Origin of the sequence: Sphingobium sp. C100 (assembly GCF_000508185.1) — a bacterium.
Classification (GTDB): Bacteria; Pseudomonadota; Alphaproteobacteria; order Sphingomonadales; family Sphingomonadaceae; genus Sphingobium.
This window is the reverse complement of the sequence record NZ_AYOY01000199.1, coordinates 1-21277: the sequence shown is the minus strand read 5'-3', so window position 1 is coordinate 21277 and position 21277 is coordinate 1. Positions and strand designations below refer to the sequence as shown.

General features: G+C 66.9%; 15 protein-coding genes. 6 read left to right on the top strand and 9 right to left on the bottom strand.

Features of this window, described 5'->3' with window-relative positions; genetic code table 11:
• The 3 genes from C100_RS45415 to C100_RS45405 form a co-directional block, all read right to left on the bottom strand.
• On the bottom strand, positions 1-1889 hold a 1889-nt coding region (locus C100_RS45415; protein WP_024021826.1), incomplete at its 3' end, for a M1 family metallopeptidase.
• A 206-nt stretch (positions 1890-2095) separates the two neighbouring features.
• Positions 2096-3253: a GGDEF domain-containing protein gene (locus C100_RS45410; RefSeq protein WP_031310270.1), complete on the bottom strand. Its 1158-nt coding sequence runs from the start codon at positions 3251-3253 to the stop codon at positions 2096-2098.
• A gap of 68 nt (positions 3254-3321) precedes the next feature.
• Complete coding sequence (locus C100_RS45405) at positions 3322-4200, bottom strand: LysR substrate-binding domain-containing protein (protein WP_024021824.1); 879 nt, start codon at positions 4198-4200, stop codon at positions 3322-3324.
• A gap of 337 nt (positions 4201-4537) precedes the next feature.
• On the opposite strand from C100_RS45405, the gene C100_RS45400 reads away from it, so the two are divergent.
• From C100_RS45400 to C100_RS45385, 4 genes are all read left to right on the top strand, one after another.
• Entirely contained in the window at positions 4538-6826 is a 2289-nt protein-coding gene (locus C100_RS45400) for a CDC48 family AAA ATPase (protein ID WP_024021823.1), read from the top strand.
• A 129-nt stretch (positions 6827-6955) separates the two neighbouring features.
• Positions 6956-7603, top strand: a complete 648-nt coding sequence (locus C100_RS45395) for a class I SAM-dependent methyltransferase (protein ID WP_024021822.1) — start codon at positions 6956-6958, stop codon at positions 7601-7603.
• Positions 7604-7714: 111 nt separating this feature from the next.
• A complete protein-coding gene (locus C100_RS45390; RefSeq protein ID WP_024021821.1) occupies positions 7715-8815 on the top strand; it encodes a helix-turn-helix transcriptional regulator in 1101 nt (366 codons plus the stop codon).
• Between the two features lie 311 nt (positions 8816-9126).
• Positions 9127-10392: a glutamate-5-semialdehyde dehydrogenase gene (locus C100_RS45385; protein ID WP_024021820.1), complete on the top strand. Its 1266-nt coding sequence runs from the start codon at positions 9127-9129 to the stop codon at positions 10390-10392.
• 86 nt (positions 10393-10478) lie between these two features.
• On the opposite strand, the gene kdsA is transcribed toward C100_RS45385, so the two are convergent.
• Positions 10479-11306 carry a 3-deoxy-8-phosphooctulonate synthase gene (gene kdsA, locus C100_RS45380; protein ID WP_031310269.1) on the bottom strand — a complete coding sequence of 276 codons (828 nt, stop codon included), beginning with the start codon at positions 11304-11306 and terminating at the stop codon, positions 10479-10481.
• A gap of 5 nt (positions 11307-11311) precedes the next feature.
• Positions 11312-11605, bottom strand: coding sequence for a hypothetical protein (locus C100_RS45375; RefSeq protein WP_024021818.1), 294 nt, complete (start codon positions 11603-11605; stop codon positions 11312-11314).
• A gap of 21 nt (positions 11606-11626) precedes the next feature.
• Between C100_RS45375 and C100_RS45370 the strand changes: the two genes are divergently transcribed.
• Positions 11627-12760, top strand: coding sequence for a hypothetical protein (locus C100_RS45370; protein ID WP_024021817.1), 1134 nt, complete (start codon positions 11627-11629; stop codon positions 12758-12760).
• Positions 12757-14130 carry a cytochrome P450 gene (locus tag C100_RS45365; RefSeq protein ID WP_024021816.1) on the top strand — a complete coding sequence of 458 codons (1374 nt, stop codon included), beginning with the start codon at positions 12757-12759 and terminating at the stop codon, positions 14128-14130. The genes C100_RS45370 and C100_RS45365 overlap by 4 nt, the downstream gene beginning before the upstream one ends.
• Here the strand turns inward: C100_RS45365 and C100_RS45360 are convergent.
• The 4 genes from C100_RS45360 to C100_RS45345 form a co-directional block, all read right to left on the bottom strand.
• Entirely contained in the window at positions 14123-15016 is an 894-nt protein-coding gene (locus tag C100_RS45360) for a transglutaminase family protein (RefSeq protein ID WP_024021815.1), read from the bottom strand. The two genes, C100_RS45365 and C100_RS45360, sit on opposite strands and share 8 nt — an antisense overlap.
• Positions 15013-17379 (bottom strand): circularly permuted type 2 ATP-grasp protein, encoded by a 2367-nt coding sequence (locus C100_RS45355; protein WP_442800334.1) that lies wholly within the window; start codon positions 17377-17379, stop codon positions 15013-15015. The genes C100_RS45360 and C100_RS45355 overlap by 4 nt, the downstream gene beginning before the upstream one ends.
• Before the next feature lie 183 nt (positions 17380-17562).
• Positions 17563-20919 carry a transglutaminase family protein gene (locus tag C100_RS45350; RefSeq protein WP_031310267.1) on the bottom strand — a complete coding sequence of 1119 codons (3357 nt, stop codon included), beginning with the start codon at positions 20917-20919 and terminating at the stop codon, positions 17563-17565.
• A gap of 86 nt (positions 20920-21005) precedes the next feature.
• A partial coding sequence (locus C100_RS45345; RefSeq protein ID WP_024021812.1) for a thiamine phosphate synthase occupies positions 21006-21277 on the bottom strand: 272 nt, incomplete at its 5' end.

Here is a 21277-nt window from a genome sequence, read left to right as displayed (position 1 = left end):
GCCAGCACGGCGGGGCTGGCGCTCGCCGGCACCGCATCGACCAGGTCGAGCGCAAGGCCGATCGGCTGATAGCCGCCCAGGCCGAGCTGGAAATTATCGGCGAGCAGGCCGGTCTGGTCGATGCTGGCAAGCTTCGTGAAGTCCTTCGCCAGCGCCTTCACATTGTCCTGCGGATAGAGCGAGCGATAATAGCCCGTCTGGCCGGCATTGACGACATAGGCGCCGCAGCCCGGCACGGTCATCTGCCCCTTGCCCTGAAGGATCAGCCGCTGCGGCGCGCCGCCGATGGTCTGCGCCATGACGGGCACGTTCCAGCGCAGCGGCGCCTTGTCCTTGTTGTCGCGGCTGAATTCGCCCTGGCTGAGCGTCAGGACGGTCGATCCGCCATGGCATTGCGCGCTTTCCACCTTGACCAGCGGGATGCCCGGCTGGCTGGTGAAGTCATGCGCGATGCCGACCAGCCCCTTCGCACCCGCGCCCTCGACCGCCTTCCACAGATCGTCGGTCACGGTGTTCCCATAGGCATGGGCCTTCATATAGGATTGGATGCCCGTCTTCCACGCATCCTCGCCGGCAAAGCCTTCCAGCATGGTGATGACCGCCTCGCCTTTCTGATAGGTGATGGCGTCGAACGCCTGGTTCACCTGATCGACGGTGGTGATCTTCTGCACGACCGGGTGCGTGGTGGCGAGCGAGTCGAGGCTCATCGCCGCCTCGCGCCCGTCGACGCGGGTGAGCAGCATTTCCCAATCGGGTTGCAGCTTGTCGGTCACCTTGGTCGCCATCCAGCTGGCGAAGCCTTCGTTCAGCCACAGATCGTCCCACCAGGCCATGGTGACGAGGTCGCCGAACCATTGATGCGCCATTTCATGCGCGACGGTTTCGTAGATGCGGCGCTTGGTCGCTTCCGACGTGAAGCGCGGGTCGACCAGCAGCGCGCGTTCGAAGGTGAAGATCGCGCCCCAATTTTCCATCGCGCTGAAAAACTGGCTCTGGCCCGGCCCGGCGACATTGTCGAGCTTGGGGAGCGGGAAGGGGGTGCCGAAATAGTCGTTATACCAGGGCAGGATCGCCGCCGACGCATCGAGCGCCAGCTGCGCCTTGCCGGTATTGCCCTTGCCGGTGATGACGCCGACTTCGGTATTGCCCGCCATCTTGGTCGCGCGATCGAGTTCGCCCAGGCCAAAGAACAGCAGGTAGGAGGACATTTTGGGCGAGGTGCCGAACGTCACGCGGGTCTTGCCGCCGCCCATGTCCGCCGTCGATTTGACCGGCATGTTGCCGACCGCCATCAGGCCCGTGGGAATGACGGCGCTCAAATCAAATGTCGCCTTGTAGCTCGGCTCGTCCCAGCTCGGCACGAAACGGCGCGCGTCGGGCGCTTCGAACTGGGTGAAGAGGGCGCGCTTCGCCGCACCGGCATTGTCGGTATAGTCGAGCGCGAACAGGCCATTCGCCTGCGTATTGATGACGCCGGCATAGGCGATGGCGAGCTGGTAGCGGCCGGGGCTGAGCGGCTTGCCGAAATCGAGCGTGACGGTCTGGGCATCGGCATCCACCTTGGCCGTGCCCTTCATCGCCTTGCCGCCCTTTGCCCCGGCGCCCGGCGTCAGCGTGACCGCGCCGATGGTCAGGTCGGCCGCGTTGAGCACCAGCGCGGGCAGCGCCTCGCTCACGGTCACGTCGATCGTCACCTTGCCGGTGAATGTGAGGTTCGCCGCGTCGGGCGTCACCTCGATCGCATAATGGCTGGGCACCGCGCCGCGCGGCAATTGGGTGGTGATGCCCGCGGCCGGACCGGCGGGCGCGGCGGCCTGCGCCAGGGCAGGGGTCGCAAGGGCGAGCGGGGCGGCTGCGATCAGCAGCGGCAGGATTTTGGCAAAGGTCATGGGGTTTCAGACTCCGACACGTCTTGAGGGCGCGATGAGACGATATCTCGCGCCGGATGAACGCGGGATCGACCGTTTCGTCGCATCGGTCAAGCGATGCGGCCGCGCGGCAATGTCGTTGGTCGAAGAATGTTGCGCATTCGTCAAACAGGGGGGCGCCAAACAGGTGCCGTCAAACAGCGGGCGTCGACAGCCCGAAGAAGCCCTTAGTCGGTTTCCGCCGCCAGGTAGACGCGGTTGCGCCCATGTTCCTTGGCCAGATAGAGCGCCCGGTCGGCCGCCTTGAGCGCCGCGCGGGGGTCTTCATAGGCCAGCACATTGGCGACGCCGGCGGAAAAGCTCACCCGGTCCATCCGCTCGCCATTGGTGCGGTTGACGAGGCTGCGGCTGGCCAGATCCTCGCGCACGCCATCGACCGCCTCGCAGGTTTCGGCGGCGGTCTTGCCGCGAAACAGCATGACGAACTCCTCGCCGCCATGCCGCGCCACATGGCAACGGTCGTCGGACACTTTCGCCAGCAGCCCGGCAATGAATTTCAGCACCCGATCGCCCGTGTCATGGCCATGGGTGTCGTTGATGACCTTGAAATGATCGATGTCGCAAAAGGCGACCGACAGCGATTCCTGCTCCGCCTGGGCCAATGCCAGTTCGTCGCGCAGCACGGTTTCGAAGGCGCGGCGATTGGGCAGGCCGGTCAGATGGTCATGTTCGGCCGCGCGGCGCGCGCTTTCCAGGCTGGATTTGAGCGCCTGGGTCTGCTTCTGATTTTCGCGCAACTGGGTTTCGACCTGGCGGGTCTTTTCCACCATCGATCGCGTCAGCCCGACCAGCCGCGCCAGCACCGGTTCGCTGTCGCCGCCGCCGGCCAGATCCTTTGCCTGTTCCTGCAAGGCGGCGCCATAATCCTTGGCCGAATTGCGCGATTCATGCATCAGGCCGGTGAACTGGTCCAGATTTTCTTCGACCTTGTCCAGCATCGACGCAAGCGATTCAGGCGTCACCTCATCCGCGCGCTGGTCGGCCGCCAGCGATTCCATCCACCCGTTGGTGATCCTGCCGCGTTCCATCATGACCGCGCGGATCGCCTTTTCCACGCCGATGTTCGCGCCGGTCAGATAATCGAGCGCGACGCTGAAATTGATCGGCGTCAGGTCCAGGTCATGGGCGAACAGAAAGTCGCCGATGTCGGTGTAAAGCTGTCGCCGGCGGTTGATTTCCCGGTTGGAGGCAGCGCCAGCCCGCGGCCGATGCGCCTCCTCCGCATGGGGATCATCGCCTTTGCCCGACAGGCCCTTGGCCCAGCGCGCCAGACGATCGGTCAACCCATGCTGCGGGTTCGCGGATGAAGAATGTGCCCCGGTCATGCCCTTCATAACGGCAGCGCAATATCAAGGTTAAGGGCGTGTGCGCAAAGAATCGCGACCGCCCGCAATCAGATGTCGGCGCCCACCAGCCAGTCGCGGAAGATGCGGACCGACCGGGTCTGGAGCGCGCGAGGACGGCAGACGAAGAAATAGCGATAGGGACTGTCGACATGGATCGGGAACAGCCGCACCAGCCGCGGGTCGCCCGCCTGTTCATAATGGCTGGCGTGCATCACCGCCACGCCCAGTCCCTGCGCCGCCGCTTCGAGCATGAGCTGGCCCGAGTCGTAATTGTCGATCGCCAGCGGCTGAAGATCGGGCAGGCCCGCCGCGTCCTTCCAGGCGTCGAACGACAAGGCCATGTCGCGGTGGAGCAATATCGTCTGCTGCGCCAGTTCCTCGGGCGAATTGAGCGCGTGCGGCCCGTCGAGCAATTGCCGCCGGCCGATCAGGTAAACCTGTTCATGGTCAAGCTGATGGGCATAGAGCGCGGGGTCGATGTCCTTGGCCAAAACGATCGCCGCATCCAGCCCTTCGCCAAGCCGGGCCACCGCATGGGGCGTGGTTTCGATGTCGATATGCAGCTGGGGATGCTGCTGACGCAGCCGGCCGAGATGAGGAAAGAGACGCTGCGTGGCGAATAGCGGCATCACCGCCAGCCGCAGCCGCAGCTGGTTGCCTCCGCTCTGGATATTCTCCAGCGCCTGGCTGAGCGAATCCAGCGCCGGCGCGATGTCGTCGAGCAGGCGCTGGCCATCGCTGTTGATCTCCAGCGCCTGATGCTTGCGATCGAACAAGGGCCGGCCGATGAAGCGTTCCAGCGCCTGGACGCGGCGGCTGAGCGCAGGCGTCGAGAGGGCAAGCTCCTCCGCAGCCGCCTTGACCGAGCCAAGGCGGGCAACCTGAACAAAGGCCTCCAGGGCCGTAAGGGGCGGCAATCTGCGCATAATCTTGTCACTAGTCCGAAGCCGATCCGCTGCGCCGCGTCAATTCTGTTTATCGAACGGCGCGCATCCCGGTTCCAAGCATCCTCTGCATAATGAGCAGGAAAAAGCGAAAAATGGCAAGATGCAAATTCTGCAACTCCCACCGTTATTTCGCACTTGCAATATCTCACACCGCAGCGCACATAGAAAGCGCCTTTCAGGCATCCTCTCCTAAAACTTTCCGGGCTGGCCATTTGGCCGGCCCTTTTTTTGTCGCCGCTCATCGTCGCGACAGGGTCTTTCCATCGACCTTTGCGTTCCCTATCTCGTTACGGAACGAGAAGGACGGAGCAGCCAGGTGGCCGATCAGGAAGGAAGCGGACGGAAAATTCAGGTGGCCAATGCGCGACCGGAAGATGCGGGGCGCGGCCTTGCGCGCCTGCCTCTCACAGTCATGGCGGAGCTGCTCCTGAGCGAGGGCGACATCATCGAGATCGTCGGCAAGCGCAACACGCCCGCGCGGGTGGTGCGCCCCTATAAGGAGGATGAAGGGCTCGACGTGCTGCGCCTCGACGGGCTTCAGCGCGCCAATGCCGGCGTGGGGTCGGGCGACTTCGTCCAGATCAGCAAGGTCGAATCCCGCCCGGCCCAGCGGGTCGTGTTCGCACCCGCACAAAATAACCTGCGGTTGCAGGGCAATCCCGAAGCGCTGAAACGTGTTTTCTTCCAGCGGCCGCTTGCCGCCGGCGACATCGTCGCGACCGCCGGGCAACAGCAGGTGCCGCCCGCCGACATGCCGCCCCAATTGCGCCAGATGCTGGCCGCGCCGGCCTATGCCTTGCAGGAAATCCGCCTGGTCGTCGTGTCCACCACGCCCAAGGGCATCGTCCATATCGACGCCGAGACCGAAGTGGAATTGCGCGCCGAATATGAGGAACCGCGCGAATCCCGGCGCGCCGACGTCACCTATGACGATGTCGGCGGCATGGCCGAAACGATCGACCAGCTGCGCGAGATGGTCGAACTGCCGCTGCGCTATCCCGAATTGTTCGAGCGGCTGGGCGTGGACCCGCCAAAGGGCGTGCTGCTCCATGGCCCGCCGGGCACCGGCAAGACCCGGCTCGCCCGCGCCGTCGCCAATGAATCGCAGGCCGAATTCTTCCTGATCAACGGCCCCGAGATCATGGGTTCAGCCTATGGCGAGTCGGAAAAGAAGCTGCGCGAGATTTTCGAGGAAGCGGCCAAGGCTTCGCCGTCCATCCTGTTCATCGACGAAATCGATTCGATCGCGCCCAAGCGCGGCAATGTGACCGGCGAGACCGAAAAGCGCCTCGTCGCCCAGTTGCTGACGCTGATGGACGGGCTGGAGCCGCGCACCAACCTGGTCGTCATCGCCGCGACCAACCGGCCGGAAGCGATCGACGAGGCGCTGCGACGGCCCGGCCGTTTCGACCGCGAGATCGTCGTCGGCGTTCCCGACGAACGCGGCCGGCGCGAGATATTGGGCATCCACACGCGCGGGATGCCGCTGGGCGACCGGGTCGAACTGGGCGAACTTGCCCGCATGACCTATGGTTTCGTCGGCGCTGACATCGCCGCGCTGACGCGGGAGGCGGCGATCGAGACGGTGCGCCGCTTCATGCCCCGGCTCAATCTGGAGGAAGGGACGATCCCGCCCGACGTGCTGGAGGAATTGTCGGTCACGCGCGAGGATTTCATGTCCGCGATCAAGCGTGTCCAGCCCTCGGCCATGCGCGAGGTGATGGTGCAGGCGCCCAATATCGGCTGGTCCGATATCGGCGGGCTGGACGACGCCCAGATGCGCCTGAAGGAAGGCGTCGAGCTGCCGCTGAAAGACCCCGACGCCTTTCGCCGCATCGGTATCCGCCCGGCCAAGGGCTTCCTGCTCTACGGACCGCCGGGCACAGGCAAGACGCTGCTGGCCAAGGCGGTGGCGCGCGAGGCGGAGGCCAATTTCATCGCCACCAAGTCGAGCGACCTCCTGTCCAAATGGTATGGCGAGAGCGAGCAGCAGATCGCCCGCCTGTTCGCCCGTGCGCGGCAGGTGGCCCCGACCGTCATCTTCATCGACGAACTGGACAGCCTGGTCCCCGCGCGCGGCGGCGGACTGGGCGAGCCGGCGGTGACGGAGCGGGTGGTCAACACCATCCTTGCCGAAATGGACGGGCTGGAGGAGCTGCAATCGGTCGTCGTGATCGGCGCCACCAACCGGCCGAACCTGGTCGATCCGGCGTTGCTGCGGCCCGGCCGCTTCGACGAGCTGATCTATGTGCCGGTGCCCGAAGAAGCGGGGCGCCGCCGCATCCTGGCCATCCACACCGGGAAGATGCCGCTGGGCGATGACGTCGATCTGGACAAGCTGGCGGCGCGGACCGAGCGCTTTTCCGGCGCGGACCTGGAGGATCTTTCGCGCCGGGCGGGCCTGATCGCGCTGCGCGAATCGCTGAACGTCAAGGCGGTCACCATGGCCCATTTCGAAGCGGCGCTGGAGGAAACCCGCGCGTCCGTAACCCCGGAAATGGAGCGGGAATATGAACAGATGCAGGCGACGTTGAAGCAAAGCGCCATGCAGATCGACCCGATCGGTTTCGTGTCGCCCGGCATGTTGCGCCCGCGCGAACGCTGACCCGGCCGTGGACGGCGGATTGAACCCATCCGTCGTCCGCGCGTTTCCCGCCTCATGGCCCGCAAAGCCGCTTGCCAGCGGACTCCAATTTTGCGACGCCCAAACGATGAGACAGACAGGCGGTTATTGATGGCGTCCCTTCCTTTCAAGGACAAGAAGAATAGCGGTTCGCGGCGTACCAAGGGTGGCTCCTTCCTCAGCCAGTGGAGCATCTTCTTCCGCCAGTTCGTGAAGCATCCCGGCATGATCGGTTCGGTCATCCCGTCATCGCAGGCGCTGGTCGATGCGATGCTCGACCAGGTCGACTGGAAGCGCACCCGGCTGTTCGTCGAATATGGTCCGGGGGTGGGCACCTTCACCCGCTCCATCCTGGAACGGATGCACCCGGACGCGACGCTGCTGGCGATCGACCTCAATCTCGACTTCGTCGCCTGGCTGGAGGCGCGGGTGGATGATCCGCGGCTGCGGGTCGTCCATGGTTCAGCCGCCGACGTGCGCCGCTTCATCCGGGAGGCGGGGCATCACCAGGCCGATTATATCCTTTCGGGCATTCCCTTCTCGACCCTGCCGGACGGCGTGGGCGCGGCGATCTGCGCCGAGACGCGCGCGGCGCTGCGGCCGGGCGGGCAGTTCCTGATCTATCAATATTCGCGCTATGTGCTGCGTTTGCTCGCGCCGTTGTTCGGGACGGTCAACGACCGACTCGAATGGCGCAACATTCCGCCCTGCCGCATGATCTGCGCGGTGAGGGACGAGGCGCTGGCCAAGGCCGCCTGAAAACCGCCGATCCAGATCAACTCTGCAGACGCATTAACCATCTGAACCCGCTTCTCAATTGACTTCATCCGGCGCTTGGGTGACGAAAAGGAGGGGAATTGGGGTAACAGGATGGCATCGACCGCCACGACAGGCGCGCAGTGGGCGGACAGATTTCTCGCCGCCGCGCTGGAACCGCATCGTTGGGGCGATGCGATCAGGATGATGGCGGAAGCGACCGGTTCGCGTCATGGCCAGTTGATCGGGTTCGGCCCCGGCGCCGCCGCATTCAACTGGATCAGCGAGATCGACGACAGCATCGTGGCGAAAACCGCCGTGATGGACCTGGGCGCGCCCGACCTCAATTTCCGCGTCGCCGCCGATCGCCTTCCAGACCGCCCGGACATCGTCCACGAAGCCCATTATGACATCGCCCGGCAAAGCCTGCGCGCTGACGACTATCTCGACCTGTGCGCCGATTTCGACATTTTCGACGGGTGCCAGACCCGCCTGATGGCCGGCCGGAACGGGATGATCGGCCTCGCCCTGCTGCGCGACAGCAAGGATGGCCGCACCACCCAGGAGCAGCGCGACCAGTTCGCGCAGATCGCCGGCCATGCCCGCGCCGCCGTGCGCCTGCAGCAGGCGATCGAGCAACAGGGTTTCGCGCTGCTGGCCGGCACGTTCGAGGCGATGGATCGCGCCTGCTGGCTGGTGGACGCGACCGGCCGGATCGGCGGCATGACCCCGGCGGCGGAGGCGCTGCTGTCGACCGGCCGGTTTCGCCTGAATGACGGCTGGCTGGCCTGTGAGCGGGCCGATGAAAGCCGCGCCCTGACGCGGGCGGTGCGGATGGTGGTCGACCCGCCGGGCCGCGCGGCGGACCCGGTGGTGCTGGCCGACCGGGACGGCGGCGTCGCCGTCCTGCTGGAATGTTATCCGCTGCCCGCGCGCGCCTGGGCGCTGCCTTTCGCGCCGCGCGGCATCATCATCGCCCGCATGGGAACGCCGACCGATCGTCACGCGCAGATGCTGGTCCGCGCCTTTCGCCTGACCCCGGCGGAAGCCGACATCGCCGTCCGGCTGGCCGGGGGACAAAGCCGAAAGGAGATCGCCGCCGCGCGCGGCGTGACGATCGAAACGCTCAAGGTGCAGTTGCGCAGCATCTATGACAAGACCGGTTGCGGCCGGGAATCGCAACTGGTGCGCCTGGTGGGCCTGCTGAGCCATTGAGTCGCGCACGCTCCCTGCCATGGCTTGAAGCCGAATCTTTGCCTTTACCCCCCATGGGGTATGCGGCCCCTGAGCCATTGGAGTAGCGATTCGAGGGAGACAGCATCGCTGTCTGCCGGCGGCCGGATCATATGCGACCCATGGTTCGGCCGCCGGCCTTGGCTCGGGCCTTTGGCTTCCCCCGCTTTCATGCTAAGTCGCCGCCCGATCGATGGCGAGACCCCGGATGAACGACCTGACCCAGACCCCCGAAATGCTGATCGCCCCCGCTTTCATGCTAAGTCGCCGCCCGATCGATGGCGAGACCCCGGATGAACGACCTGACCCAGACCCCCGAAATGCTGATCGCGACGATGGGCGCGCGGGCCCGCCGCGCCGCCGCGATCGTCGCGCAGGCGAGCGACGCGCAAAAGGCCGACGCGCTGCGCCGCGCCGCGCAGGCGCTGCGGGACCAGGCGCCGGCGATCATCGCCGCCAACGCCCGCGACATGGACAATGCGCGCGCCGCCGGCCTGTCGCCCGCGATGCTGGACCGGCTGAAGCTGGACGAGGGCCGGGTCGCCGGGGCCGCCGCCGGCGTGGAGCAGGTCGCCGGCCTCGACAATCCGCTGGGCAGCGTGATCGACCGTCATGTCCGCCCCAACGGGCTGGAATTGTCGCGCGTGCGCGTGCCGCTGGGGGTGATCGGCATCATCTATGAAAGCCGCCCCAATGTGACCGCCGACGCCGCCGCCCTGTGCCTGCGCGCGGGCAATGCCGTCATCCTGCGCGGCGGCAGCGAGGCGAAGGAAAGCAACCGCGCCATCCACGCCGCCATGGTGGAGGGGATCGTCGCCGCCGGCCTGCCCGCCGATGCGGTGCAACTGGTCCCCACCACCGACCGCGCGGCGGTGGGCGCGCTGCTGCGGGCGGCCGAGTTCATCGACCTGATCGTACCGCGCGGCGGCAAGAGCCTGGTCGCGCGGGTGCAGGACGAAGCGCGCGTTCCGGTGCTCGCCCATCTGGACGGCATCAACCACAGCTATGTCGACGGCGCGGCCGATCCGGCCATGGCGCAGGCGCTGGTGGTCAACGCCAAGATGCGCCGCACCGGCATTTGCGGATCGACCGAGACGGTGCTGATCGACCGCGCATTCGGCCAGGCGCCCGCGCTGGTGCGGGCATTGCTCGACGCGCAATGCGAGGTGCGCGGCGATGCGGCGGTGCAGGCGATGGACGGCCGGGTGAAAGCGGCGGCGGACGCGGATTGGGACACCGAATATCTCGACGCCATCGTGTCGGTGAGGATGGTCGATGGCGTCGAGGATGCGATCGGCCATATCGCCGCCCATGCCAGCCACCATACCGACGCGATCATCACGCAGGACGAGACGGTGGCCGAGCATTTCCTGAACGCCGTGGACAGCGCGATCGTGATGTGGAACGCCTCCACCCAGTTCGCCGATGGCGGCGAATTCGGGCTGGGCGCGGAAATCGGCATTTCGACCGGGCGGCTCCATGCGCGCGGGCCGGTCGCACTGGAAGGGCTGACCACCTATAAATGGATCGTGCGCGGCACGGGGCAGACGCGGCCCTGATGCGCACGCCTATCGCGACACCGAAAGCGACACCTGTGCGACATCCGACATATAATTAGTTGGCTAACTAACTATATGTCGGACGATCAGCTTTTGATGACCGCGTCGATCGCCTTGAGTTTCTCCAGCATGGGGCCGACCCAGTCGAGCGGCAACATGACCGGGCCATCGGACGGTGCGTTGTCGGGATCGTCATGGGCTTCGGCAAAGATTGCCGCGACGCCCGCCGCGACCGCGCTGCGCGCCAGCAGCGGCGCATATTCGCGCTGGCCGCCCGATGCGGAGCCAAGGCCGCCGGGCTGCTGCACCGAATGGGTGGCGTCGAACACCACCGGATAACCGGTCTGCGCCATGACCGGCAGCGCGCGCATGTCGCTGACCAATGTATTATAGCCGAAGCTCGCTCCGCGTTCGGTCAGCAATATCCGCTCATTGCCGGTGGACGCGACCTTCTGCGCCACCGCCGCCATGTCCCAGGGGGCGAGAAACTGGCCCTTCTTGACGTTGACGACCGCGCCGATGCGGCCGGCGGCCAGCAGCAGGTCGGTCTGGCGGCACAGAAAGGCCGGGATCTGGAGGATGTCCACCGCCTGCGCCGCGGCCATCACCTGTTCGGGGCCATGAATGTCGGTGAGGACCGGGCAACCCAGCGCCGCCTTCACGTCGGCAAGGATCGCCAACCCAGCGTCGATGCCGACGCCGCGCCGGCCCGATACCGAGGTCCGGTTCGCCTTGTCGAAGCTGCTCTTGAAGATGAAGGGCACGCCCGCTTTGCCCGCCGCCTGCGCCAGCGCGTCGGCCATGAACAGCGCATGGTCGCGGCTTTCGATCTGGCAGGGGCCGGAAATCAGGACGAAGGGCAGGTCGTTGCCGATCGTCACCGGCCCGACCGTCACATGCTTTGCGTCTGTCATGTCGCTCATTTGGGCGCTTTTGCGAAGCGCCGCAACAATTGCCCGCGCCACAGCCCCTTGCCGGGATGATAATTCCAGCAAAACCAGCCGAAGGCCAGACAGGCGAGCAGCGAGGGCAGCGCCATCGGATCGCCATTGGCCTTCATATGGCGGTAAAAGGCCATGTCGGCGCGCCAGCGGTCGCGTTCGCCGCCCCCGCCGTTGATGCCGTACATATTGTCATGCTTCCGGCAACCGACATTGCGGTTGTATTTCCGGTGGTCGATGAAATAGCAGTAGTCGCGTTCGGGCGTGCTCATGCCCCGATTAGGGCGGCGGTGTTGGAAAAGTTCAAGCGCAAAGTCTTCTACCTCGGCGGTTTCGATCCGCGCGGCGTCCGTTTCTACCATCAGCTCTATCGCGAGCAGGCGGCGCGTCATGGCGTGTTGACCGGACAAGCCGTCGATGTCAGCGCGCGGCGCGCAGGACCGGCGGGCGCGTCGGTGTCGGCGGCGTGGACGGTGGCGAACCCGCAGGCGGGGGTGGAAACCGACTATGAATATCTGCGCTGGGAGGATCTGGTCGGCAAGGTGTGGATTCGTAATCCGCTGAGCCTCGCCCTGCGCGCGGCGCGCGCCTATGCCGGCCATGTCCGGCACATGGATTTCGGCCGGATGCGCCGTTTGCGCAAGGGGCCGGTCATCACCATCCTCTATCCGCCCGTGCTGGCGGTGCTGATACCGCTGCTGCTGGCGCTGGCGCCTGCGCTGCTGCTCGCGCTGCTGATCCCGTTCTGGGCGGCGGCGCTGGCCGGCGTGGCGCTGAGCGCGCTGTTGTCGGGCCGCATCCTTGCAAAGCTGGTCGTGCCCTGGCTGCTGCGCTTCATGACCTATCATCATGCGCTGGCCGCCGATGGCCCCGGCCCCGACCTGGACGCAAGGCTGGACCAGTTCGCCGCCCGCATCGCGCAGGAACTGGACGGCGACTGGGACGAGGTGCAACTGGTCACGCACAGCGCCGGCACGATCCTGGGGATGCGGCTGATGCGCCGCCTGCTCGCGCTGCGCGGCGGCGCGTTGCCCGGTCATTTCACGATGCTGGGGCTGGGGCAGGTGGTGCCGGTCATCGGCCTGCGGCGCGACGCCGCCTGGTATCAGGATGACCTGCGCGCGCTGTCCGACCAGCATTTCCGCTATGTCGACATCAGCTCGCCGCCCGACGGCGCGGCCTATTATAACGTCAATCCGTTCCGCCTTGTCGCCGATCACCATGCCGCCCGGGTCGAGATGCTATCGCCGCGCTTCCATCTCTTTTATGAGCCGGAAAATTATCATGGCGGATGGTCGAACAAATATGAGGCGCATTTCGACTATCTGCGCGTGGGCGACCGGCTGTCGCCGATGGATCTGATCAGCCTGACCGCCGGACGCCGCACCGTGGACGAAGCCATCGCCGCCTTCAGGATGATCCCGTGACCGACCCGATCTTCACCCCGCCCTATCCCCGCCCGCCCAGGAGCAAGCGCGGCCTTTTCAAACGATTCCTGTCGGGCTGGCACAGCTGGATCCATGTGCTTTTCGACAAAAGCTATACGATGAAGATGGGCGAGATCCGCCTGCCCGGCCGCACCATGTATATCGCCAATGAATTGCCGCTGGTGGACAAGATCCTGCGCGGCGGCACCGCCTTTCCCAAGCATAGCGAACTGGTCCGCAACCTCGATCCGCTGATCGGCAATTCGGTCTTTTCGGCCAATGGCGCGGACTGGGAAAGCCAGCGCGCGATGGTGAACCCCGCTTTCGCCCACACCGCGCTGCACCGCTCCATGCCGCTGATGGTGGCGGCGGCCGACGACCTGCTCGCCCGGATCGATGCGGCCGATGCGGGCAAGCCCGTGGATATCGACCCGATGATGACCCATGTCGCGGCCGACATCATCTTTCGCACGCTTTTTTCCCAGACGCTCGACGCGGCGCGCTCCAACATCATCCACACCGCCTTTGGCCGGTTTCAGCGGCTGGCGCATTCCGCTTCGATGCTGCGCCTCTACGGCGTGCCGGCCGGCTGGTTCGAGCGGCGGTCGAAAGGCCCGGCCCGCGCCATCCACGACGTGTTCCGGCCGATCGTCGAGGCGCGATACGAGGATTATCATGCGCGGGGCGAAGCGGGGCCGCGCGACATCCTCCAGTCGCTGATCGAGGCGAAGCATCCCGACACCGGCGCGCCCTTCACCTGCAACCAGGTGATGGAGCAGGTATCCACCATCTTCCTGGCCGGGCATGAAACATCGGCCAGCACCATGAGCTGGGCGCTCTATATGCTGGCCGAATGCCCCCATATCCAGGACCGGGTCCGCGCCGAAGTCGCGGGCTTGGCGGGCAACGAACCGCTGACCGGCGCGATGCTCAAGGAAATGGGCCAGGTGCGCAATATCTTTCGCGAGACATTGCGCCTCTATCCGCCGGTCTCCTTCCTGCCGCGCGAGGTTACTTGCCCGATGGACATGCGCGACAAGCATCTGGAGCCCGGCGCGATGCTGGTGGTCGCGCCCTGGCTGACCCAGCGCAACAAGGATAATTGGGCCTGTCCCCACGCCTTCGACCCCGACCGGTTCGATGATCCGGCCAATGCGGAAATGGCGAAACAGGCGTGGTTCCCCTTTGGCCGGGGTCCGCGCGTATGCGTCGGCGCGGGGTTCGCGCAGCAGGAGGTGATGACCGTGATCGCGTCGGTAGTGCGCCGCTTCACGCTGAGCGTGCCGCCCGGCTTCAAGCCCGAACCGATCAGCCGCCTCACCATCCGCCCGCGCACGGGGATGCCGCTGCTGTTCGCGCGGGTCAACTGAGCGCCGGTTCCTCTTCGGGGGCAACGTCGACCATTACCGACAGGCTCTGGCCCGCGCCGCCGACGAACAAGCCATCCATCGGCGCGACATCGGCATAGTCGCGGCCCATGGCGACGAACACATGCCCGTCGCCGGTGATGCAGCCATTGGTGGGATCAAAGCCGATCCAGCCGCGCGTCGGCCCGCACCACAGCATCACCCAGGCGTGCATGGCGTCCGCGCCGACCAGCCGGGGCATCCCCGGCGGCGGCAGGGTGCGCAGATAGCCGCTGACATAAGCGGCGGGCAGGCCCGCGAGCCGCAGCGCGACGACCATCATATGGGCGAAATCCTGGCACACGCCGTGGCGCGCGGCGAAGGCGTCGGCGACCGGGGTTTCCGCGTCGGTGACGCCGGGCTGATAGGCGAATTCGGCGCGGATGCGCAGCGCCAGTGCCAGCGCGGCGGCAACGATCGGCCGGTCGGGGTCCAGCCCCTGCCCCACCCATTGGCCGATCGGCGCCAGCATCGGCGTGCGGGCGGAGGCGTAGAGATATTGGGCCGGGGCGGCCGGCCCCACGTCCCGGTCGAGCAGCGCCGCCCGCGCCACCGCGCCGATCGCCGGATCGTCGGCCTGCGGGGCGATCGTGCCGCCCTGCACCCCGGCGCGAAAGCGGCTTTCGATCGTCAGCCGGCGGATCGGGCTTTCGATCACCAGCCGGGCGACATTGACCGGCCAGCCGCCCGGACGCGATTCCACGATGGTGGGCGTCGGATCGACATCCAGCGCGAAGTCGGACGTCCACTGCCCCGGCCAGGGCGCGGGCTTCAGCCGCAGGTTGAAGCGGGCCAGCCGCACCGGCGTCGCATAATGGAGGATGGTCCGGTGGCGGACATGATAGATCATGCGAGAATGTCCGCGCTTTCGGTCTTGTGGACCTGAAGGAAATAACGCTGGCCGATGGCGTCGGAGAGACCGAGCAACCGGCTTTCGGCGTCGGCGATGTCGGCCATGGTCAACATGTCGCCGGTCAGCGGCGCGAGCCGCGCGACCAGCGCGTCGGCGTGTCGGCGCGGTTCCTCCGGCATTCCATCCGCGCGCAGCGTCGGCAGGACGGCGATATGCTCGGCAAGGCGCGCGGCCTGCCAGGCGATGGCGCGCGGATTGAACGGCTCCAGCGCCAGCAGGTCGCGCACCGGCGGCAAGGCCGGGCCGGTCAGATAGCGGGTGCGATAGCTGATCTGACTGTCCATCAGGTCGAGCAGCACGGTCAGGTCATCGTCCGACGCCTGATCGCCGCCGAACAGGCTGATGAGGCGACAGCCATTGATCGCCCGCTCCATCCTCCGGCCCATGTCGTGGAAGCGCCAGCCGTCGCCGCGCCCCATATTTTCGGCCGCCAGTCCGGCCAGCGCGGAAATCCGGTCGATCATGCGCGATGACGCTTCCAGCAGAGTCTCCGTCACCGCGCCGTCGAACCGGGGGAAGGGCAGGCGCACCAGCCGCCAGAAATCGCTCGCCAGCCGATCGCGCAATCCCTCGCCGATATTGGCGACCACGCCCATCAGCGCGCGCACGCTGCCGGGCTGGCGGCTATCGCCCAGCGCGGTGGCGCACAGCGGACCGACCGCCGCGCCGCTGCCCGGCACGGCGCCCCATTGCGCCAGCAGCGCGACCAGCCGCGTCATGGTGGGACTAGCGAGCGAGGGGCCAAGGTCGGCCTCGATCGACCCGCCGGCGATGGCGCGGATCAGTCGCAGCGTCATTTCCGCCCGTTCGATATAGCGACCCAGCCAGAAGAGATTGTCCGCCGCCTTGGCCGGCAACATGCCCCCGATGCGCCTGATGGCGGGCGCGCGGCCGCCCAGCAGGCTGTCGGGCGGCACCGGCTTGCCGTCGATCACGCACATGTCCGCCGACATGTCGCCCCGTCCCATCAGCGCGGCGCGAATGTCGCCATGACCGGCCAGCCGCGCAAAGGCGCCCGGCATCGCCCGCCACTGGCCCGAACCGTCACGCGCGACGAAGACCCGCAGGGTGAAGGGCAAGGGCGCGAGCCGCCCGTCGATCACCGCAGGCGTGGTGGATAATTTGACGATTTCCTGCCCCACATAGTCCATCGGACGCCGCGCCATCGCGTCGAGCAGCGCCGTGCGCTGTACCCCATCAAGCGATGCGCCGGGCAGGAACTGCGCATCCGGCAAGCCGGCGACCGGCTGGTCGAAGGCGGACCCGACCACCAGCTGGTCGAGGCGCGCACGCACATGGTCGCGCTCGCGCGGCTGGCCGCACCACCAGGTGGCGATATTGGGCAGGATCAGGTCCGACCCCAGCATCGCCCTGGCCAGTTGCGGCAGGAAGGCGCCAAAGGCGCGCGATTCGATCACGCCCGCGCCCGGCCAGTTGCTGACCATCAGCCCGCCCCGCGCGCAGGCGTCATACAGGTCCGCCACGCCGATGCGCGAGCCGCCGTCGAACGCCAGCGGGTCGAGGAAGCGGCTGTCCATCCAGCGCCACAGGCCATCGACGCGCTTCAGCCCCTGGATCGTCCGCACGAACAGCCGTCCGTCCGATACGATCAGATCATCTCCCTCGACCAGCAACAGGCCCAGATAGCGGGCGAGATGCGCCTGTTCGGCATAGCTCTGGTTGAACCGTCCCGGCGTCAGCAGGCCGATGCGCGGGTCCGATCGCGCACAGTCGGCGGCCAGCCCCCGGCGCAGCTCCGCGAAGAAGGGCGCCAGGCGGCGCGTATTCATCGCGCTCAGCAAGTCGCCGGTGGCGCGCGAGAGCGCCAGCCGGTTTTCCAGCGCATAGCCCACGCCCACGGGCGTCCTCACCCGATCGGACAACACCCGCCATTCGCCATTGGGGCCGCGGCCGATGTCGGCGGCGTAGAAATGCAGGAAATGGCTGTTGGGTGGCGGCGTGTCGGTCATCACCCGCCAATAATGGGGGCTGCCGGTGACGACGCTGGCGGGCAGCTTGCCTTCGCGCACCAGCGACTGGGTGGAGTAGATGTCGGCGACCACCCGCTCCAGCAATTGCGCACGCTGGGTCAGGCCGCGTTCGATATGGCTCCATTCGGCCGCCCCGATCAGCAACGGCACCGGCCCCAGCGGCCAGGCCCGTTCCTGTTCATCGCCGGTCAGGCGAAAGGCGAGGCCCAGGTCCGCCGCCTGCCGGGCGACATGATCGGCCAGGGTCGCCGGGTCGTCCGTCGCCTGGGTCGCAAGCCGCGCCAGCATCGCGCGCCAATGCCCCGCCATGTCGGGCGCGGCACCGGCGAACAGGTCGCCGGTCGGCGCGGCGGCCAGATAAGCGTCCGCCCAGTCCAGTCGGGTGTCGCTGTCCACCCCATCACGTCCGAAATCGCCCTCTCCCGACGGGAGAGAGGCGGGGGCCGATCGGCATGGCCGGTGGGGACGGACGAGGGTGAGGCGCAGCCATGGTCACACCACCGGATGCCGGAACCGCAAATCGAGCGTCATCGGAAATTCGCCGGGCATTTCGGCGGGCGGCATTTCGACCGGGCCGGGGGTATGGCCATGATCCTGGAACCGCGCCTTGCGCCGCGATTCCGCTTCATAGGCATTGACCGGCAGCGTGTCGTAGTTGCGCCCGCCCGGATGCGCGACATGATAGACGCAGCCGCCCAGCGATCGCCCGCTCCAACTGTCGAATATGTCGAAGGTCAGCGGCGCATTGACCGGCAATCGGGGATGCAGACAGTTGGAGGGCGCCCACGCCTTGTACCGCACGCCGCCCACCGCCTCGCCCGGCACGGCGGTCGGCGTCATCGGCACGCGCCGCCCGTTGCACGCGACGACGTGGCGGCCCGCGACCAGCCCGGAGGCGTGAACCTGCAACCGCTCGGTCGAACTGTCGACATAGCGCACCGTGCCGCCGATCGCGCCGGTTTCGCCCAGCACGTTCCAGGGTTCGAGCGCATGGGTGATTTCCAGACCGACGCCGCCCGCATCGACCGCGCCATGGGCCGGGAAGCGGAACTGGCGCTGCGCCTCGAACCAGTTGGGGTCGAAATCATAACCCGCGCCGCGCAGATCACCCAGCACCTCCAGGAAATCGGCCCAGACGAAATGGGGCAGCATGAAACGGTCGTGCAGGGCCGTGCCCCAACGCACGAACCCGCCCTGCTGCGGCTGACGCCAGAACCAGGCGGTGAGCGCGCGCAGCAGCAATTGCTGGGCCAGGCTCATGCGCGATTCGGGCGGCATTTCGAACCCGCGAAACTCCAGCAGGCCAAGGCGGCCGGTCGGCCCGTCGGGCGAGAACATCTTGTCGATGCAGATTTCGGTGCGGTGGGTATTGCCGGTCACATCGACCAGCAGGTTGCGGAACAGCCGGTCGACCAGCCAGGGCGGCGGCAGCTTATCCTCCCCCTCGGCAATCGGATCGGGCACCTGCGCCAGCGCGATCTCCAGTTCGTACAGCCCGTCATGCCGGGCTTCGTCGATGCGGGGCGCCTGGCTGGTCGGGCCGATGAACAGGCCGGAAAAGAGATAGGAAAGGGCGGGATGCCGCTGCCAGTAGAGCACGAAGCTCTTGAGCAGATCGGGCCGCCGGATGAAGGGCGAATCATTGAGGGTCGGCCCGCCCAGGACGATATGATTGCCGCCGCCGGTGCCGATCGAGCGGCCATCGACCATGAATTTGTCGGCGGTCAACTGACATTCGCGCGCGGCGGCATAGAGCCGCTCGGTAATCGCCACCGTCTCGTCCCAGCTGGCCGCGGGCTGGACATTGACCTCGATCACGCCGGGGTCGGGGGTCGCCTTCATCACCTGGAGCCGCGGGTCGGACGGCGGGGCATAGCCCTCTATCCGCACCGGAATGCGAGTCGCCTCGGCCACTATCTCGACCTGCGCGATCAGTTCGAGATAATCTTCCAGCGCCTCCACCGGGGGCAGGAATATCGACAGATAATGGCCATGCGGTTCGACCGTGACGGCGGTGCGCACCGCGCCCTCGATCATCACCTGCTCGACCCGTTCCTGCGGCGCGGCGCCGCCTTCGGCATCGCCCACGCGCTGGACCCGCTGCGCTTCCTCCCGCGTGGCCGCCTCGCTCACCTGCGCGCGATAATCGGCGAGCGGCCCGCGCGGCTCGCTGGTGTCGCGCGGGTGGATATAGGGATAGTCGGATTCGGGCACATGGGGCAGCGATCCCAGCGGCAGGCGATAGCCGAGCGCCGAATCGCCGGGCACCGCGAACAGCTTGCCACGCCGCAACTGCCAGATTTCGCTCTGCCAGCGCGGCGTCTCCACCTTTTGCTGCCAGCGCTGGACCGGCAGCACATAGCCGACCGGCTGGTCCAGCCCGCGCTCGAAGGTCTTGACCATCCGCGCCCGCGCTTCGGGGTCACTGATCTTGGGATCATCGGGCGAGGCGTTGACCGGCAGGTCGGCTTCCTTGACCGCCCAGACCGCCGGATCTTCATAGACGGGATGGGTATAGTCGGCGGAAAAGCCCATATTGCCGGCCATCGCGGCGAGAAAGGCCTGGGCATCCTGGGCGGTGACGCTGCGCGCGCCCGCAGGCGCGTCATCGGTCGCGATCAGCCCCTCGTCCCGCCACAGCGGCACGCCGTCCTGGCGCCAATAGACGGCATAGGCCCAGCGCGGCAGGCTTTCGCCCGGATACCATTTGCCCTGGCCATGGTGCAGCAGGCCGCCCGGCGCGAATTCGGCGCGCAATTTGCGGATCAGCCGATCAGCATAGCCAGCCTTGGTCGGGCCGACCGCGTCGCCATTCCACTCCCCGGCTTCGCCCCCATCCTCCGCCACGAAGGTCGGTTCACCGCCGATGGTCAGGCGCACATCCTGCGCGTCGAGATCGCCGTCGACCTTCGCGCCCAGCGCCATCAGCGCGTCCCAGCGGGCGTCGGTGAAGGGCTTGGTGATGCGCACCGCCTCGGCAATGCGGCTGACGTCCATCTCGAAATGGAAATCGACCTCGGCCGGTTCGGCCATGCCGCTGATCGGAGCGGCGGAGCGATAATGGGGCGTGGCGCAGAGCGGAATATGCCCTTCGCCCGCGAACATGCCGCTGGTCGCGTCCAGCGCCACCCAGCCCGCGCCCGGCACATAGGCCTCTGCCCAGGCGTGCAGGTCGACCACGTCCTGGGTCACGCCCCTGGGGCCATCCAGCGGCTCCACATCGGCGACGAGCTGGATCGAATAGCCCGACACGAAGCGCGCGGCAAAGCCCAGCCGCCGCAGCAATTGCACCAGCAGCCAGGCGGAATCGCGGCACGATCCGGTGCCGATCTCCAGCGTTTCCTCCGGGGACTGCACGCCGGTTTCCATGCGGATGACATAGCCCACGCGCTGTTGCAGCCGCCGGTTCACTTCGACCAGAAAGTCGACCGTGCGGTTCCGATGCCCGTCATATTCGGCGACCATCGCGTCGAACAGCGGCCCCTGATCCTCGATATCGAAATAGGCGGCGAGGTCGGTCCTGAGCGCCTCGTCATAGGCGAAGGGATAATCCTCCGCATAAGGTTCGACGAAGAAGTCAAAGGGGTTGATGATGTCGAGATCGGCGAGCAGATCGACCTCGATCGAGAAATGATCGACCGGATCGGGGAAGACGACCCGCGCGAGCCAGTTGCCGTGCGGATCCTGCTGCCAGTTGAGGAAATGGCCCGCCGGTTCGATCTTCAGCGCATAATTGGGCACCTTGGTCCGGCTGTGCGGCGCGGGCCGCAGCCGGATCACCTGTGGCCCCAAACGGATCGGGTGGTTGTAGCGATAGGATGTCAGATGATGGAGCGCGGCCTTGAGCATCAGCGGATCAAACGCCACGCCCTGCTGCAATGCAATGCGAAATCGCGTTCGGGTGCAAGATTCTGTCTTTTGGCCGCCCCGCCCCGTCAGGAATCCGTCAGCCCGTCGATCGCCCCCCAACCCCGCGCGCCAAGACCGGACAGGCCGCGCCGATGCGCAGGGCGGACGCCGCCGAGCGCCATGACCGGCATGTCCCCCTGCCGCGCCAGCGCTGCAAAGCGCACCCGGCCGAGCGCGCGGGCGCCGGGATGGGACCGGGTCGGACAGAGCGGCGAGAGGAAGAGCAGGTCCGCCCCCGCGCGCCGCGCCGCCCGCACTTCGCGCGCGTCATGGGCAGGCGCACTGTGCAGCAACGGCC

Coding starts and splice junctions, on each gene's coding strand:
- C100_RS45410 (WP_031310270.1), bottom strand. CDS start 3,253: ATGACCGGGGCACATTCTTCATCCGCGAACCCGCAGCATGGGTTGACC.
- C100_RS45405 (WP_024021824.1), bottom strand. CDS start 4,200: ATGCGCAGATTGCCGCCCCTTACGGCCCTGGAGGCCTTTGTTCAGGTT.
- C100_RS45395 (WP_024021822.1), top strand. CDS start 6,956: ATGGCGTCCCTTCCTTTCAAGGACAAGAAGAATAGCGGTTCGCGGCGT.
- C100_RS45390 (WP_024021821.1), top strand. CDS start 7,715: ATGGCATCGACCGCCACGACAGGCGCGCAGTGGGCGGACAGATTTCTC.
- C100_RS45385 (WP_024021820.1), top strand. CDS start 9,127: ATGAACGACCTGACCCAGACCCCCGAAATGCTGATCGCGACGATGGGC.
- kdsA (WP_031310269.1), bottom strand. CDS start 11,306: ATGACAGACGCAAAGCATGTGACGGTCGGGCCGGTGACGATCGGCAAC.
- C100_RS45375 (WP_024021818.1), bottom strand. CDS start 11,605: ATGAGCACGCCCGAACGCGACTACTGCTATTTCATCGACCACCGGAAA.
- C100_RS45360 (WP_024021815.1), bottom strand. CDS start 15,016: ATGATCTATCATGTCCGCCACCGGACCATCCTCCATTATGCGACGCCG.
- C100_RS45355 (WP_442800334.1), bottom strand. CDS start 17,379: ATGGCGGGGCATTGGCGCGCGATGCTGGCGCGGCTTGCGACCCAGGCG.
- C100_RS45350 (WP_031310267.1), bottom strand. CDS start 20,919: ATGCTCAAGGCCGCGCTCCATCATCTGACATCCTATCGCTACAACCAC.